We start from the raw sequence: 16735 nt of genomic DNA, 5'->3' as shown, positions 1-16735 counted from the left end.
GCGTTGGGCGGCTGTCTCCCTCTCCCGTCTCGGGAGAGGGAAGGGGCCCGCGAAGCGGGAAGGGTGAGGGTGAATGCAAGGATCGGGTGGTCGCGCCGTTGGGCGACCCTCACCCTCCCCATGCTTCCGCATGGGGCCCCTCCCTCTCCCGGGGCTCTCGGCGGCTAAAGGCCGCCTGACGCCGTCAGCGCCCGCAAGCGGGCGCGAGAGGCGGGAGAGGGCGATGATGGCAGTCGGTCCGGCCATCCTCATTGCTCCTGCATCGCGTGCTGGAGGCCGTTGAGGACCGGCGAGAACACGTAATCGAGGATGGTGCGCCGCCCGGTCAGGATGCTGCAGGTCACGCGCACGCCGGGGAACAGCTCGTAGGTCTTGCCGCCGTAGTCGAAACGGGTCACCGGCAGCTCGACGCGGACCTTGTAGTAGGACTGCTTGTTGGCGTCGAGCAGCGTGTCGGGGCTGATTGTCCGCACCCGCCCCTCGATGTGGCCGAAGCGCGAGGCGTCGCCGCCGGCCAGCGTCACCACCACCGGCTGGTCGGGGCGGACGTAGCCGATGTCCTGCACCGGCAGGCGGGCGTCCACCACCAGCTTGCCGTCGCGCGGCACCAGCTCCACCACCGTCTCGCCGGCCTTGACGACGGCGCCCTTGGTGGAGACGGCCAGCGTCTTGACGATGCCGTCCATGGGTGCCCGCAGGCTGCTGCGGTCCAGGCTGTCCTGGTAGCGGGTCAGGCGCTGCGACAGCTCGTCATGGTTGCGGCGGGCCTCGTCGAGGGCGTTGCGGCTCTCTTCCTCGTATTTGCGGCCGATCCACACCAGCTTGCTGCGCGCCTCGGCCAGCGCCGCTTCGGCCTGGGCCAGGGTGGCTCGGTCCTCGGCGATGGCGCTGCTGACGCGGGCGTCGTCGCGCAGAAGCTCTAGGTGCTTCATGCGGTTGGTGATCTCGCGCTTCAGCAGGGTCTCGCTGATGGAGAGCTGCTCGCGGATCAGCCCTTGCGCCACCTGGGAGCCGCCGATGCGCGCCCGCACGGCGGCCACCTGCTGCTCGCGCTGGGCGATGTCCTGGCGCTGGATGTCGAGGTCGGAGGCCAGCCGGTCGCGCCGGGCGCGGAACAGGTCGCGGGTCTGCGCCACCAGATCGGGCCGCTCGCGGAGCAGCCGCTCGGGGAAGTCGATGGTGTCGCGGCGCCCGACTTCCGCCTCCAGCCGCGCGGTGTCGGCGGAGAGCGAGCCGAGGCGCAGCTTCAGCTCCTCCAGGTCGGCGCGGATCTTGGTCTGGTCCAGCTCGACCAACGCCTGGCCCGCGGTGACCGAATCGCCTTCCTGCACCAGGATGTCGCGGACGATGCCGCCTTCGAAATGCTGGACCGACTGGTTGTAGGACAGCGGCACCACGTCGCCGGGGGCGCTGCTGGAAACGTTCAGCTCGGCGATGGCTGCCCAGCCGAGTGCGGCGAGGAAGGCGGCGATGCTGACCGCGAACAGGCCGTCGCCGAAGCGGCTTTCGGTGTCCGTGGGTTCCGTCCCCAGCAGGGGAGTGGGGATCCCTGTGGGAATGGCGGTCGGCCCGGACAGGGCGGGGCCGGCGGCGGGCTTGCGGGTCAGCAGGGGAAGCGGCTTCATGGCGTCACCAGCCCCGCCGGCTCGCGGATGGCGGCCGCGCCGTTCGGTTGGTCGAGGTCGAGCACCAGCGAGGCGCCCTGGAGGATGCGCGGGTCGTGGGACGCGATGATCACCGTGTGGCCGCTCCGCGCCAGCTCGATCAGCGTGCGGTAGACGGTGGCGGTGCCCTCGGAATCCAGCCCGTCGGTCGGCTCGTCGAGAAGGATCAGCCGACCGCCGACCGCCAGGGCGCGGGCCAGCGCCAGCCGGCGGCGGTGGCCGGTCGGCAACTCGTGGCCGAAGTTGCGCAGCGGCGTGTCGAGCCCCTGGGCGCAGTCCGCCACCGTGCGGTCGGCCCCGGCGCGGTGCAGGACGGCATGAAGCTCCGTCTCCGACAGGCGCGGGTTGGCGAGCAGCAGGTTCTCGCGAATCGTGCGGTTGAGGAACACCGGCTCCTGCGGCAGCAGCCCGATCTGCTGGCGCCACCAGGAGGGGGCGAACTTGCGGATGTCCACCCCGTCGGCCAGCACCGCGCCCTCCTGCGGGTCGGCCAGTCCGGCGATCAGGCGGATCAGCGTCGATTTGCCGGAGCCGTTGCGGCCCTTCAGCACCAGGATGCTGCCGGCGGGCACCGACAGGTTGAGACGGCGCAGCAGCGGCGTGACGCCGCCCGGCGGGGTGAAGGTCAGGTCGCGCAGCTCCAGCGTGCCGGCGTATCGGGGCAGGCTGGTGCCGCCGGTCGGCTCGACCGCGGTGCGGGCGAACTGCTCCAGCCGCGCCTGCGCCTGCCGGGCCATCGCCAGGGACTCGCCGATCTGGGCCAGCCGGGTGAAGGGCGCCAGCGCGCGACCGACCAGCAGGTTGATGCCGATCAGCGACCCGACGTCCAGCTCGCCGCGGACCACCAGAACGGCGCCGGTGGCGATCACCGCCACGCCCTGGAGCGCCTGGAGGCTCTGCGCCGCCGACTGGGCACGGCCCTGGCGCATCGACATGCGCTCGCGGACCACGCGCAGCGCCTTGGCCGCGCGCTGCCAGTCGCCGAGGAGCGGCTTGGCGCCGCCGAACAGGGCGACCGCGTCGCGCCCGACGATGGCGGTGGTAACCAGCCCCTGGGCGTCGGCGCCGGCCTGGGCGAGGTCGCGGCCGACCGTCCGCATGTCCGCCTGGGCCAGCAGCCCGGCGGCGATGGCCAGCAGCGTGAAGACGAGGCAGACCGCCGCCAGCGGCCAGGAGATCAGCGCGACCACGAGGATGAAGCCGAGCGCGAAGGGCAGGTCGAACAGCGTCGCCAGATTGGCGGAACCGAGCGCGGAGTCGATCTGCTCCGGCGCCCGCAGTGCCTCGCGCCGCGCCGCGTCGCCCTCCGCCGACCCGGCGCCGCTGCGCGCGGTCATCAGGATGCCGAAGGCCCCGGTGGTCAGCCGCTCGTGCTCGGCCCGTCCGATGCGCCCGGCGATGCCCAGCCGGACGTGGCGGAACAGATGCTCGAAGGCGATGGACAGGACGACGCCGACGGTCAGCGCCGCCAGCGTGGAATCGACGCCGTGCGTCACGTACCGGTTCAGCACCAGCATCGTGTAGAAGGAGGAGGCCAGCCCGAGCAGGTTCGCCGCCAGCGACGCCGCGAAGACGCGGGTGGTCAGCCGCAGGTTGGCGCGCAGCCGCAGCACCAGCAGACCGATGGCGCCGCCGCTCATCGCTGGTCTCCCGTGCCGCGCCGGCCCGGATCTCGTTGACCTGAATCACGGAACGCGCCGCGGCCCATCGGGGCCAGCTTCGGCATCGGCTTGGTCTGGATGTCGGCGGCGTTCAGCCGGCCCATGGCGGCGAGCAGACGGTAACCGGCCAGCACCAGCTCCGTCTCCGCCGCGGCGGCGTCGCTGCGCGCGTTGATGAGAGTTGTCTCACCCGACAGGATGTCGATCAGCGACCGGGTGCCCAGCTCGCGCTCCGACCGCGCCACGTCGAGGAAGCCGGCGGCGAGGCTCGCCTGATCGTTCAGCAACTGGACTTGGGCGCGGGCGCTTTCCAGGCGGTTCCAGCTGTTGCGGACGGTCTCCAGCACCGTGCGCTCCTGGTCGGCCCAGGTGGCGTCGGCGGCCCGCAGGTCGGCCTCGGCCAGCCGGATGCTGTTGAGCGCGGTCAGGCCGGTGTTCAGCGAGAAGGTGACCTGGAGCTTGAACAGCAGTTCGTTCTGCCGCCCGGGCTGGCCGGCGACGTCGCGCTTGATGTTGCGCTCCACGAAGCCGTCGATCCGCGGGTAGAGGGAGCGGCCGCGCACCGAGGTCACCGCCTCCTGCGCCGCCGCGGCGGTCAGGGCCAGCTCCTGAAGGCGCGGGTTGTGGCGCCGCGCCTCCTCCACCGCCGCGTCCATCGAGACGGGCAGGCTGGCGCGCGTCATCGCCAGGACCTGGGCGTTGCTGACCTGGAAGGGGACATGGCCGAAGAAGGCCTGGAAGCGGCTCTGCGCGTTCTGCGTCGCCTCCTCCGCCGCGACGCGGCGTGCCTGGGCGCCGGCGAGCTGGCTCTTGGCCTGGAGAACGTCGGTGGAGAAGCCGAAGCCCTCCTGAAGCCGCACCTCCTCCAGCCCGGTCTGGCGGCGGATGTTGTCCTCGGACTGGCGCGCGAAGGCGAGGAGCTGGTGGGCGCGGACGAGGCTGGCGTAGGCGGTCAGGCCCTCCACCAGCAGCTCCTGCCGGGTGCGCTCCACCGCGATGTCGGCGCGGACCAGCGTCACCTGGGCGCGCCGGATGTCGGCGTTGGTCGCGTCGAAGTCCCAGATCAGCTGCGTCGCCCGCGCCGAAAACTGCGAGGCGTTCATGTCCGTGTTGGGCAGGCCGGCGGGCTTGGTCGTGCTCTCGCGCCCGCCGTTGGCCGACAGGCTCAGCGTCGGGAACCAGCCGCCATGACTGACCCGCAGAGCGTTGCGGGCCCCGTCGGCGACGGCCTCCGCCCCGCGCAGGCGGTCGTGGGTCTCCGTCGCCTTGCCGATCAGCGCCACCACCTCGTCGCGCGGTGCCGCAATCAAAAGTTGTGGCGCTCCGGTCAGGAGCGGAAGCGCAACCGTGGCGATAAGACAAAACTTGTGCATGAGGGTCCTGGAGATCGCCGCATGTTTAGGCCGTTCGGCCTACAGCGATGATGATCTTAGTCGAGAACTCTCATACTCATTTAGGACAAAACAGTATCCAAATACCTAAAAATGCGTCGAATTCTGTCAGTCGTTCATGAATTTTCTGCGACCGGCACAATCGTCGATGCGTGGGTTGTGGCGTGGTGTGTGTCTGCGGTGTGAAGTGCCATCGCCCAATCTCCACTGTGCGCATCCAGGCTGTTTTGCACAACCGGAACGGTGTCCGGCAGCCCCAGGCCGGAGGAGAGGAGCGCCGCGTAGTCGAAGCGCCCCTGATCGGCCTGCGGAGACGGCGCCAGCGGTTGGCTGTGCAGCTGCGCCGCGACGGTCGCCTGTGTGTCGAAGGCGACGCCGGCCACCAGACGGCTGCTGCCGTCGGCCATGGTCATGCTGGTGGTGCCGAGGATGTGGTTGCCGGCCAGCGTCGTGTCGGTCGGGGTGGCCGTGGTGGCGATGGAGAGGATCCCGGCCTCGGCCAGCGTGCGCAGCTCGCCCGGATGGCTCACCCCGTCGCCGTCGGCGTCCTGCCAGACCTGGAGCGTGGCGAAGCTCTGGTCGGCGGCGTCGATGCGCCCGTCGTGGTTGCCGTCGAGCGAGGCGAGCGCCTCCAGGCTGCTGTTGAAGCCTTTTCCGAAATGCTCCGACACCAGCTCACGCCCGTCGTCGATTTGCCCGTTGTGGTTGTCATCGCGCACCAGAAGCGCGTTGCCCTTGCCGACCCAGCCGGTCTGGTCGGCCACGCCGTCGCCGCTGACGTCGAACAGGACGCCGTCAGTCAGCGCCCGCAGGGCCAGCCCGTCGCCGGCCATGTCCAGCACGATGGGGTCGCTCGCGACGGTGGTCAGCTTGACGTTGTCGACGCGCAGGATCGGGTTGACGCTGTTGTCGCTGGTGTCGGAGGTGCCGAAGCCCAGCGACAGGGTGGTGTTGGCCGGGATCACCACGCTGAACTTGCCGCTGGCGCTCGCGTCCTTGGCGAGCAGGGTCACCACGCCGTTGACGCTGACGAAGGCGAAGTCGTGATAGCCGGGATCGGAGAAGATGAAGGCCCAGTCGAAGGTCAGCGTCGTGTCCTTCGTCACCGTGACGGTGCTGGCCAGCTTCATCGCGTGGCCGAAGGACGGGACGGTCCCGGTCGCCGCGGCGATGGAACCGTGGGCGAGGCCGAGGAAGTCCTCGAGCTGCGTCGGCGTCCGCCCGCCCGCGGAGGTCAGGGTTCCCTCATGCCCGTCGCCCGTGGCACCCACCGTGGCGCCGCCGGTGTAGCTCCAGCCGGTCAGCCCCTTGTCGAAGGAGCCGTTGGGGATCAGCACGCCGGGATGCAGGGTGACGGTGTCCGTCGCGGTGGAGAAGGCGCTGCCGGCGCCGAGGGTGACGGCGACCTTGGACCCGGCGCTGCCCGTGGTCTGGTCCCAGGCGCGGATGGTCAGGGCGCCGTTGACGGTGGCCGGCACCGCGGCGTTGGGCTGGAAGTAGAGCCGGTCGGTGGTGCGCAGCAGAAGGGCGGAGTCGCTGTCGTTGACCGCGCCCACGAGGCTCCAGGTCGCGCCGTTGTCGGTGGAGAACCACCAGCGGCCATAGCTCTCGTTGGCGCCGGTCAGGGCGATGCCGGTGAGGGCGCCCGCGTCGGCGTCGGTGACGTTCGCCGGGCCGCTGCCGTTCAGCCCGACCAGCTTGGACACCGCGATGCCCACCGTGCCCGCGGTGGGGGCGGTCAGGGCCTCCGCCGCCACGCTCACGTCGAGGTTGGTGTCGATCAGGACGGGGGAGGCGTTCGGCGGCGCCACGGTGACGCCGATGGTGGCGGTGGCGGTCAGCGGCCCGCCGGCCCCGCCGTTGCCCAGGTCGTTCACGACGATCCGGATGGCGTCGGCGCCGGTGTAGGCGCTGGCCGTGTAGAGGAGGCCGTTGGCGGCGCCGAGCAGCCCGTTGATGGTGGCGAGCGTCGCGCGGATGGTGACGCTGTCCGTTCCGTTGCCGGTGACGACGGCGTCCCACCCGGCGCTGGCCAGAGTCAGCGTGCCGTGGCCGGCGGTCAGCGTGACCAGCATCGGCAGCGCGCCGGCATCGACGTCGGACACCGACAGGCCGGTGACCGCGACCGCCGCGCCCTTCACCGTGGCCAGCGCCGTCGTGCCGGCGGTGATCTGCGGCGTGTCGTTGATGGGGGTGACGGTTCCGGTCAGGGCGATGGTGTCGGCGCTGTAGACGGTGCTGCCGCCGACGCCGGCCGTCAGGTCCACACGGCCGCCGGTGACGATGGGCGCGCCGCCGTCCTCGATCAGCCGGACGGTCAGGGCCGGGGTGGTGCCGTTCCAGTCGGCGGCGGGAACGAAGCGCAGCAGCGCGTTGGCGGCGACGACCAGAGCCGTCCCCTCCGCCACCGCGCCCACGGTGATCCAGGCGGAACCGGACCAATACTGCCAAGCGCCCTGCGCGGCGGTCGCCGCGTTGCCGACGATGGCGACGCCGGCGAAGCCGTTGGCGGCGGAGCCGCCGCTCACCGCGTCCGCGGGATCGGAGAACAGGTGGCCGAACAGGGTGGCGACGCTGGTGCCCGCGGGATTGGCGGTGTCCTCGGCGATGGTCGGCAGGGTGGTGGTCGTCCCCGTCGCCACCGGGGCGTCGTTGACGGGGGTGACGGTGCCGGTCAGCGCGATGGTCCCGGCGCTGTAGGCGGTGCTGCCGCCGACGCTCGTCGCGTCGACCCGCGCACCGCTGGCGATCGGACCTTGCGACGTGTCGACCAGCCGAACGGTTAGGGCCGGGGTGGTGCCGTTCCAGTTGGCGGCGGGAACGAAGCGCAACGCCGTGTTGGCCGCCAGCAGCAGCCCGTTGGCGTCGCTTGCCGCGCCGATGTCGGCCCAGGCCGTGCCGGTCCAATACTGCCACGCCCCTTGCGCCGCGACGGCGGCGTTGCCGACCACCACCACGCCGGCCAGCGCGTTGGCCGCTGACCCGCCGCTCACCGCGTCGGCGGCGTCGGAGAACAGGTGGCCGAACAGGGTGGCGACGCTGGTGCCTGCGGGGTTGGCGGTGTCCTCGGCGATGGTCGGCAGCGTGGCCGCCGTGCCCGTCGCCGCGGGGGCGTCGTTGACGGGGGTGACCGAGGTGGTCAGGGCGACGGTGCCGGCGCTGTAGCGGCTGTCGCCGCCCACGCTCGCCAGGACAACCCGTCCGCCGCTGGTCACGGCCCCTTGGGAGTCGTCGATCAGCCGGACGGTCAAAGCCGGGGTGGTGCCGTTCCAGTTGGCGGCGGGAACGAAGCGCAACGCCGTGTTCGCCGCCAGCAGCAGGGCGTTGCCGTCCGAGGCCGCCCCCACGGCGGCCCAGCCCGTGCCGGTCCAGTATTGCCACACGCCTTGCGTGGTCGCCGCGTTGCCGACAATGGCGATCCCGGCGAAACCGTTGGCGACGGACCCGCCGCTCACGGCGTCCGCCGGGTCGGAGAACAGGTGGGCGAACAGGCTGGCGACGGTGGCGCCCGCCGGATTGGCGGTGTATTCCGCGATCGCCGGCAGGGTAGCAGTCGCTCCGGTGACGACCGGCGCGTCGTTGACCGGGGTGACGGTTCCGGTCAGCGCGATGGTCCCGGCGCTGTAGACGGTGCTGCCGACGCCGCCGCCGGTCAGGTCGACACGGTCGCCGGTGATCAGCGGCGCGCCGCCATCCTCGACCAGCCGGACGGTCAAAGCCGGTGTGGTGCCGTTCCAGTTGGCGGCGGGAACAAAGCGCAACGCCGTGTTCGCCGCCAGCAGCAGCCCGTTGGCCTCGCTCGCCGTGCCGATGCCGGCCCAGGCCGTGCCCGTCCAATACTGCCACGTTCCTTGCGCCACGGTGGCGGCGTTGCCGACCACCACCACGCCGGCCAGCGCGTTGGCCGATGACCCGCCGCTCACCGCGTCGGCAGAATCGGAGAACAGGTAACCGAACAGGGCGGAGACGGTGACTCCCGCCGGGTTGGTCGTGTCCTCGGCGATGGTCGGCAGGGTCGCCGTCGTGCCCGTCGCCACCGGAGCGTCGTTGATCGCGCTGACGGCGGTGGTCAGGGCGATGGTGCCGAGGCTGTAGCGACTGTCGCCGCCCGCACCCGTCACGTCCGCCCGCTCGCCGCTGGTCACGGCCCCTTGTGAATCGTCGATCAGGCGAACCGTCAGGCTCGGCGGCACGCCGTTCCAATCGGCGGCGGGCAGGAACCGCAGCTTGGCGTCGGCCGCCAGCAGCAGGGCGTTGCTGTCCGACACCACCCCCACGGCGGCCCAGGCCGTGCCGGTCCAATACTGCCAAGCACCCTGCGCGGTCGCCGCGTTGCCGACGATGGCGATGCCGGCGAAACCGTCCGCGGCGGAGCCGCCCGCCACGGCGTCCGCCGGGTCGGAGAACAGGTGGGCGAACAGGCTGGAGACGGTGGCGCCCGCCGGGTCGGTGGCGTCTTCCGAAATGGTCGGCAGGGTGGCGGTCGTTCCGGTGACGACCGGCGCGTCGTTGACCGGGGTGACGGTTCCGGTCAGCGCGATGGTCCCGGCGCTGTAGACCGTGCTGCCGCCGACGCCGCCGGTCAGGTCGATGCGGTTTCCGGTGATCAGCGGTACGCCGCTGTTCTCGACCAGCCGGACGGTCAAGGCGGGCGTGGGGCCGTTCCAGTTGGCGGCGGGAACGAAGCGCAACGCCGCGTCGGCGGCCAGCAGCAGCCCGTTGGCGTCGCTTGCCGCGCCGATGTCGGCCCAGGCGGTGCCGGTCCAATATTGCCACGCGCCTTGCGTCGCGGTGACGGCGTTGCCGACCACCACCACGCCGGCGAAGCCGTTGGCCGCCGACCCGCCGCTCACCGCGTCGGCGGCGTCGGAGAACAGGGGACCGAACAAGGTGGAGACGGTGGCACCGGACGGGTTGGCGGTGTCCTCGGCGATGGTCGGCAGGGTGGCCGCCGTGCCGGTGGCGACGGGGGCGTCGTTGACCGCGTTGACCGCTGTATCAAGCGCGATGGTCCCGGCGCTGTAGCGGCTGTCGCCGCCGGCGCCTGTGACGTCCGCCCGCTCGCCGCTGGTCACGGCCCCTTGTGAATCGTCGATCAGGCGAACCACCAGGCTCGGCGGCACGCCGTTCCAGTCGGCGGCGGGAACGAAGCGCAGCTTGGCGTCGGCGGCCAGCAGCAGGGCGTTGCCGTCCGACACCGCTCCCACGGCGACCCAAGCGGTGCCGGTCCAATACTGCCATTGCCCCTGGGCGGTGGTCGCCGCGTTGCCGACCACCGCCACACCGGCGAAGCCGTTGCCGGCGGAGCCGAACACGGCGTCGGTAGGGTCGGAGAACAGCCCGCCGAACAGCGCCGCGACGCCGGCGCCCGCCGGGTCGGTGCTGTCTTCCGTGACGGCTGCCAGGACCGTTTGTGCGCCGGTCGCAACCGGGGCGCCGTTCACCGGAATCACCTCCAGCGTCAACGGGGCGATGTCGGCCGACAGCGGGGTGGTGCCGCCGACGCCGGTCAGCGTGAACAGCCGGTGTTCGGCACCGCTGAAGCCCTCGGCCCATTCGCTGTTCACCGCCCGCAGCCCCAGCGACGGCGCGGTGCCGTTCCAGTTGGCGGCGGGCAGGAAACGCAGCAGGGCGCTGCCCGGAAGCACGAGGGCCGAGCCGTCGCCGACCGTGCCCACCGCCACCCACGCGCCGCCGTCCACGCTGTACTGCCAGACCCCGAACGGAGAGTCCGGATTTGCCACCACGGCGACGCCGACCACGTTGCTTCCGGCCTCTCCGGGCCGGAACATCGCCTCGATCAGATGGAAGACGGCGAAACCGGCCGGAGCCGCGGTGCCTTCGGCGATCGCCAGAGCCTTCGCGAAGGCCGCCGCGTCGAAGCCGGCCGAGAAGGTGGGGGCCGCGACCGGCGGCACCATCGCGGGCAGGGCGTTGGCCGCGGTTTCGAGCGCGCGGGCCACCTGCTGCTGGATCTGCGCGGCGACGGCAAAGGGGTCGCTGGTCAGCGTCCTGGTGACCGACGGGGCGGCGGCGGGTGTGGTGCTGGCCGAGGGCGCGGGAGCCGTGGCGCTGGGCGCGGCGGTGTCGGCGCTCTTGGCGGTTCCGGCCGCGTCGAAGCTGATCGCCTTGAGCGCGGGTTCGCTTCCCATGCCGGACTTGGCCGCTGCGGGAGACGCCTCACCCTTCGCGGACGCCGCGTCGGGGGAAGCGTCGGCGGCGGCCTTGTCGCCGGCTTCGCCCTTCGCCTCCTCCTTGGCGCCGTCTTCCTTGGCGCCGTCCTTCTCGCCGCCGTCCTTTTCGCCGCCCTCTTCCTTGCCCTCTTCCTTGCCCTCTTCCTTGCCCTCTTCCTTGCCCTCCTCCTTGCCCTCGGCCGGGGCTTCGGCGACTTGCTCGGCGGGCTTGCCCTCGGCGCTGTCGGCGCTCTGGGCAGCCTTTTCGCCATCGCTCTTGGCCGACTCCCCGGCGGGCGGCGGGTTGGCGAGATTGGCCAGCGCCTTGTTCTCGGCGGAAACGGGAACTTCGCTGCCCTGGGCGTTCTGCTGCACCGTCTCCGCGGTCTGGCGGGCGGCGGCGAGTGCCTGTCCGGGGGCGCGGCCGTCCGCCAGCGCCTGACCCAGAGCGGCGTTGAAGGCAGCGCCGGACCCGCCCAGCGCCTGGACCGCCTGCTGCACGTTCTGCCCGCTGGCGAGTGCGGCGATCAGCCCGTCGCTCTTGACGCCCTTTGCCGTTTCCGCCGACAGCGCCATTGCCGTGGACACGGACTGCTGGGCCGACCCCAACGCGCCGGACATCTCCTGGCCGGCGGACAGGGCCCGTCCCAGAGCCTCGCCGAAGCCTCCGGCCGCCGCGCCGTCGAGCCCGGCGGCGGCGGCGAAGGTCTTGACGGTGGCCGCTACGTTCTGGCCGGACGACAGCGAGGCGACCAGCGCGTCCGCCGGCTTCGCCGGCACAGCGGCGGCCTCCTGCCGGGCCGCCATGTCCGTCTGCGCCCTGGCCGACGCCCCCAGTGCCGCGTCGGGTGGCGCGCCCTGCGCCAACGCATCGTTCAGAACGCTGGCGAAGGCCGGGTTGCTGCCCGCCCCGTCCGTCCTTCCGGCGGCGAGGGCGCCGAGCAGGCGCGCGCCATCGGTCTGCCCGACGGCGACGGCGGTGGTCTGGACCGCTCCGGCGGCGCTCAGCGCTTGTGCTGCGGTGATGGCGCTGCCGGTGTCGGCGCCGCTGGACAGGGCCTGCTCCAGCGCCTCGGCGAAGTGACCGCCCGAAGCGGGGCCGAGCGCCTTCACCGCGTCCTGCACCCCCACGCCGGAGGCGAGCGCCGCGGCGAGCTTGTCGGACGGCGAGACGGGAACGACGTCCGCCGCCGGGGCGGTGGGTGGAGCGGTCAGAGCCTGCGACAAGGCGGCGATCGGGTCCGCGGCGCCCGCAGGACGGGCGGTCGGGTCCATCACGCCGCTGAACAGCGCCGCCGACAGGTCGGCGGCCGTCTTGGGATCGCTCGCGCCGCCCGGCCCGAGTCCCTGCCCCTGGGCCAGGGCGACGGCCAGGCGTTGTTCCCCGGTCAGCGCCGCGGTCTCCTGCGCCGCCTCGGCCATCCGCGCCGCGGTGCCGGCGGCGATCCGGCTCGCCTGCGCGATGGCAGCGTCGGGTGTGGCGCTGGCTCCGACCCCTGCCGCGACGTCGCGCATCCAACCGTCCGCCACGCTGCCCGCGGCGCCTTCCGGCAAACCTTGGCCGGTCAGTGCCGCCGCCAGCTTGTCCTGCACGGCCTTCAGCGCGCCGGGATCGCCGCCGAGCAGCACCGCCGCCGCTTCGGATGCGAGGGCATCGGGGATGGTCAGCAGGGGGGCAGCGGCGTTCTGGGTGTCCGGCATTGTGGCCCTCTCGCCATCGCGGCGGTCGCATCTCGGGAGGGTTCATAACAAAGTGATTTGCTGAAAAATGTCTGAACACAAACTTATTTTTTGTCCGGTGGCGGCGAGTGTTTGTTGCGCTGAAGGGGCGAAAGATGGTGTTTTTCCCACAATGACTTGATGGTTATTTATATGAGAGCATGCGCATGCAGGCGCGGCCTGAATGAGCGGCCAAAGAAATTTACCATCGGTTGTGTTCTTGTTGCGGTACGGCCGTTTTATTGATTCTGGGCGAGGCTGCGTCATCGCGCTTTTCAAAAGCGTCGCTGCGCGAGGCCTGTAAACCACCCCGGTGGCAGCCTCCGGGGGGCGTTCCGCGGTTGCCGGGAGCGGTGCCCGCTTAAAATTTCCACAATGAAATCAGGGATATGGAGCGGCGGGATCGCCTGCGATCGCGACGTTCGCCTCTTGCGAAACCTGCGGTCAGGTGCTTAGAATGAGAATCATTCGCATCATGACGATCAGCGCAGAACGTTCGGCTTTTTGAAACCGACACGGTGCCGGTCGCAAACGCTGCGCCACATCTACACCCTTTGGTAGAGGAAAACGGCTCTATGCTACACTCTTGCGGCAAGGACGCTCTGCGCCAAACCGCCCGCCGCCGCGGTGCCGCCGGCTCCGCGCAGGATGTCTTCGCGCCGGGGCTGCGCCCGGTCGCCATGGCCGTTTGCTTTGCCAGCGCCATCCTCGCGGGTGGCCTTCCGTTCGCTCCGGCCGCGCAGGCCCAGACGGCGGCAGCCCGCACGGTTGACGCCAACGTGCCGCCGGGTCCTCTGGACGCCGCGCTGCGCGGCTTCGCCGCCCAGGCCGGGGTGAGCGTCGCCGTGGACCCGGCGCAGGTCCGGGGCAAGACCTCCCAGGGGCTGCGCGGAACGACGACGGTCGAGGACGGATTCCGCCGCCTGCTGGACGGCAGCGGCTACCAGATTGCGCGCACGCCGTCCGGTTACGGCCTCGTCACGCAGGCTGCCGCGCCGGCCGTGGACGCCCCGGCCGGCGCGACCGTGCTGCCCACCGTCCAGGTTTCGGCCAACGCCGGCGCACTGCCGGGCGAGCCGCCGCCGCCCTATGCCGGCGGTCAGGTGGCGCGCGGCGGGACTCTGGGGCTGTTGGGCACCAGGAACACGCTGGACACGCCGTTCAGCACGACCAACTACACCTCTGAGCTGATCGAGAACCAGCAGGCGCGCACGGCGGCGGACACGCTGATCAACGATTCGTCGGTGCGGACGACCACGGGCGGCAACGGCTTCGACGACACCTTCCAGATCCGCGGCTTCGCCGTTCCGTCCGGTGACGTCGGCTTCAACGGCATGTACGGGCTGGTGTCCTCCAACCGCGTGCCCTCGCAGATCATCGAGCGGATCGAGCTGCTGAAGGGGCCGGGCGCGCTGATGAACGGCATCGCCCCCGGCGGCAGCATCGGCGGCGGCATCAACATCCTCAGCAAACGGGCCGGCGACCAGCCGCTGACCCGCGTGACCGGGCTCTACCAGAGCGACGCCAACTTCGGCGTCCATGTCGACACCGGGCGCCGCTTCGGCGAGAACAACGCCTGGGGCGTGCGCTTCAACGGCCTGCTGCGCGGCGGTGAGGCCTCGATCGAGGACGGCGACGTCAAGACCGGCCTCGGCTCGCTGGCGGTGGATTACCGGGGCGAGCGGCTGCGCTGGTCGCTCGACGGCATCATCCAGCGCGACGACACCGACAATTTCCGCCCGCAGATCAGCATCCTGTCCACGACGACGGCGATCCCGTCGCCGCCCGACGCGCGCAGCAACTGGTACCCGAACACCACGCTGGTCCAGAAGGACAAGACCATCGCCTCGAACATCGAGTTCGACGTGACGGACTGGCTGACCGCCTACGCCGGCATCGGCTACCGCGACGGCACCAACGAGCAGATTTTCCCGGTGTCCGGCCCCGCCGTGAACGCGCTCGGCAACTTCTCGGTCCGCAACTCCTACTACGACTCCTACAGCGAGACGGTCAGCGGCACGGCCGGCGCGCGCCTGCGCTTCGAGACCGGTCCCGTCCGCCACCAGCTGAACATCGGCTACACCGGCTTCCAGCGGGAGGAGGGCAACGCCTACATCCAGTCCGCCGGAACGGTTGCGTCGAACATCTACAACCCGGCGCCGCTGCCCGTCATCACCGCGCCGCGCACCGACCCGCGCAAGTCGGCGGAGACGACGCTCAGCAGCATCGCGATCGCCGACACGCTGTCCTTCGTCAACGACCGCATCCTGCTGACGCTCGGCGTGCGCGACCAGACGGTGAAGGTGAAGGGCTTCAGCACGACGACCGGCGCGCAGACCAGCAGCTACGACGCCAGCGCCACGACGCCGCTCGCCGGTCTGGTCGTCAAGCCGCTGGAGAATGTCGCGGTCTATGGCAACTACGCCGAGGGCCTGACGCGCGGCACCATCGTCGGCGCCGGCTACGCCAACACCGGCGCGGTGCTCGAACCCTACAAGTCGAAGCAGCTCGAAGGCGGCGTCAAGGTCGATTGGGGCACCATCACGACCACCGCCGCGGTCTTCCAGATCACCCGCCCCAGCTCGATCCGCACCGCGTCCAACGAGTTGGCCTATGACGGCGAGCAGCGCAACCGCGGCCTGGAGCTGTCCGCCTATGGCGAGGTCCTGCCCGGCCTGCGCGCCATGGCCAGCGCGACCTTCCTGAAGCCGGAGCTGACGAAGACCGCCGTCGCCTCGGAAGAGGGCAACGACGCCGCCGGCGTGCCGGACAAGACCTTCTCCGCCAGCCTGGATTGGGACACCCCCTGGGTCGAGGGCCTCGCCCTTAACGGGCGCGTGATCTACACGTCCGGCTCCTACCTGACCAACGCCAACACGCTGCGCTTCGATGGCTGGACCCGCTTCGACATCGGCGCCCGCTACAACACCGAGGTGTCGGGCAAGCCGGTCGTGCTGCGCGCCAGCGTCGAGAACGTCTTCGACAAGGACTATTGGCTGACCACCGGCACCTACGTGGCCGTCGGGTCGCCGCGGACCGTGCTGCTGTCCGCCACCGTCGATTTCTGATCCCGCCAAGCCATTCCTTTGGATGACGTCATGAACAAACTGTCGCTTGCCCTCATCGCCGCGCTGGGCTTCGCCATGCCCGCCGCCATGCCCGCCCAAGCCCACCAGATCTGGATCGAGCAGCCCGAGCAGGGCAACGCCACGATCCGCTTCGGGGAGTTCGGCGAGAATCTGCGCGAGGTCTCGCCCGGCCTGCTCGACAAGTTCGGCAAGCCGGCCGGCACCCTCCTCTCCGCCAAGGGCGAGCAAAAGGCCGAGGCCGCCAAGACCGCCGACGGCTTCGCGCTGCCCTTCAAGGCCGCCAACGGGGAGAGCATCGTCGCCGAGGACACGCTCTACCCGCTCTACACGTGGAAGCAGGGCGACAAGGAGACCACCAACTGGTTCCACCCCGCCGCGCGCCTGATCACCGGCTTCGCAGAGCAGGCGCCGAAGCTGACGCTGGATCTGGTGCCCACCGGCAAGCCCGGCCAGTTCAAGCTGGTCTTCCAGGGCCAGCCCAAGGCCAAGACCAAGGTGATGCTGGTCACCCAGTCCGGCTGGGCCAAGGAGGCGCACAGCGACGAGCAGGGTCTGGTCACCTTCGACCTGCCGTGGAAGGGCACCTACGTGGCCGAGGTCAGCCTGAACGAGCGCACCCCCGGCGAGCGCCAAGGCGCCAACGGCGCCGAAAAGTATGACGGCGTCAGTTACGTCACCACGGTGACCTACGTCCACCCCGACGGTCTGGCGCCGGTCCCCGCCGGCCCGGCGGCGACGCCCAACAAATGACCTCCGTGGCCGGACGGGTCCGCTCTGTCGGCCCGCTCGTCTCGCGCATAGCCGCCGCCCTGTTCGGCGGCTATGCGCTGGCCGCACTTGCCAGCGTGGCGGTGCTGGCGCTTCCCATGAGCACGCCGCAGGCGGTGCTCACCGGCGAGATGGCGAGTTTCATCATCTACGCCGCCGCCGTGATCTGGGTCTTCGCGGTCCGCAGCGCGCTGCGCGCCTGGGCGGGCCTTCTTGTCGTGGCCGCCCCGCTGTTGCTGGCGGCGTGGTCGGTCTGGTGATGGGGAGCCG

7 protein-coding genes are annotated in these 16735 nt (G+C 71.1%); 3 read left to right on the top strand and 4 right to left on the bottom strand.

Annotation, left to right across the window (positions count from 1 at the left end; genetic code table 11):
• Positions 1-248: 248 nt before the first annotated feature.
• The 4 genes from H0B54_RS19510 to H0B54_RS19495 form a co-directional block, all read right to left on the bottom strand.
• Positions 249-1625, bottom strand: a complete 1377-nt coding sequence (locus H0B54_RS19510) for an HlyD family type I secretion periplasmic adaptor subunit (RefSeq protein WP_188261710.1) — start codon at positions 1623-1625, stop codon at positions 249-251.
• Positions 1622-3304, bottom strand: coding sequence for an ATP-binding cassette domain-containing protein (locus tag H0B54_RS19505; protein ID WP_188261709.1), 1683 nt, complete (start codon positions 3302-3304; stop codon positions 1622-1624). The genes H0B54_RS19510 and H0B54_RS19505 overlap by 4 nt, the downstream gene beginning before the upstream one ends.
• Positions 3301-4635, bottom strand: coding sequence for a TolC family protein (locus H0B54_RS19500; protein WP_246472629.1), 1335 nt, complete (start codon positions 4633-4635; stop codon positions 3301-3303). The genes H0B54_RS19505 and H0B54_RS19500 overlap by 4 nt, the downstream gene beginning before the upstream one ends.
• Before the next feature lie 197 nt (positions 4636-4832).
• Positions 4833-12590: a hypothetical protein gene (locus H0B54_RS19495; RefSeq protein ID WP_188261753.1), complete on the bottom strand. Its 7758-nt coding sequence runs from the start codon at positions 12588-12590 to the stop codon at positions 4833-4835.
• Between the two features lie 593 nt (positions 12591-13183).
• On the opposite strand from H0B54_RS19495, the gene H0B54_RS19490 reads away from it, so the two are divergent.
• Genes H0B54_RS19490 through H0B54_RS19480 form a run of 3 tightly spaced genes read left to right on the top strand, consistent with a single transcriptional unit; the run spans position 13184 to position 16725 of the window.
• Positions 13184-15676 (top strand): TonB-dependent receptor, encoded by a 2493-nt coding sequence (locus tag H0B54_RS19490; protein ID WP_188261708.1) that lies wholly within the window; start codon positions 13184-13186, stop codon positions 15674-15676.
• A 30-nt stretch (positions 15677-15706) separates the two neighbouring features.
• Positions 15707-16447, top strand: a complete 741-nt coding sequence (locus tag H0B54_RS19485) for a cobalt ABC transporter substrate-binding protein (protein WP_188261707.1) — start codon at positions 15707-15709, stop codon at positions 16445-16447.
• Positions 16444-16725, top strand: a complete 282-nt coding sequence (locus H0B54_RS19480) for a DUF3649 domain-containing protein (protein ID WP_188261706.1) — start codon at positions 16444-16446, stop codon at positions 16723-16725. Before H0B54_RS19485 ends, H0B54_RS19480 begins: the two co-directional genes overlap by 4 nt.
• The last annotated feature ends 10 nt before the right edge of the window (positions 16726-16735 follow it).

It is taken from the genome of Azospirillum tabaci, from assembly GCF_014596085.1.
Taxonomy (GTDB): domain Bacteria; phylum Pseudomonadota; class Alphaproteobacteria; order Azospirillales; family Azospirillaceae; genus Azospirillum; species Azospirillum tabaci.
Note: the sequence above shows the minus strand (reverse complement) of the source record. Positions and strands in the feature narration are given on the sequence as shown.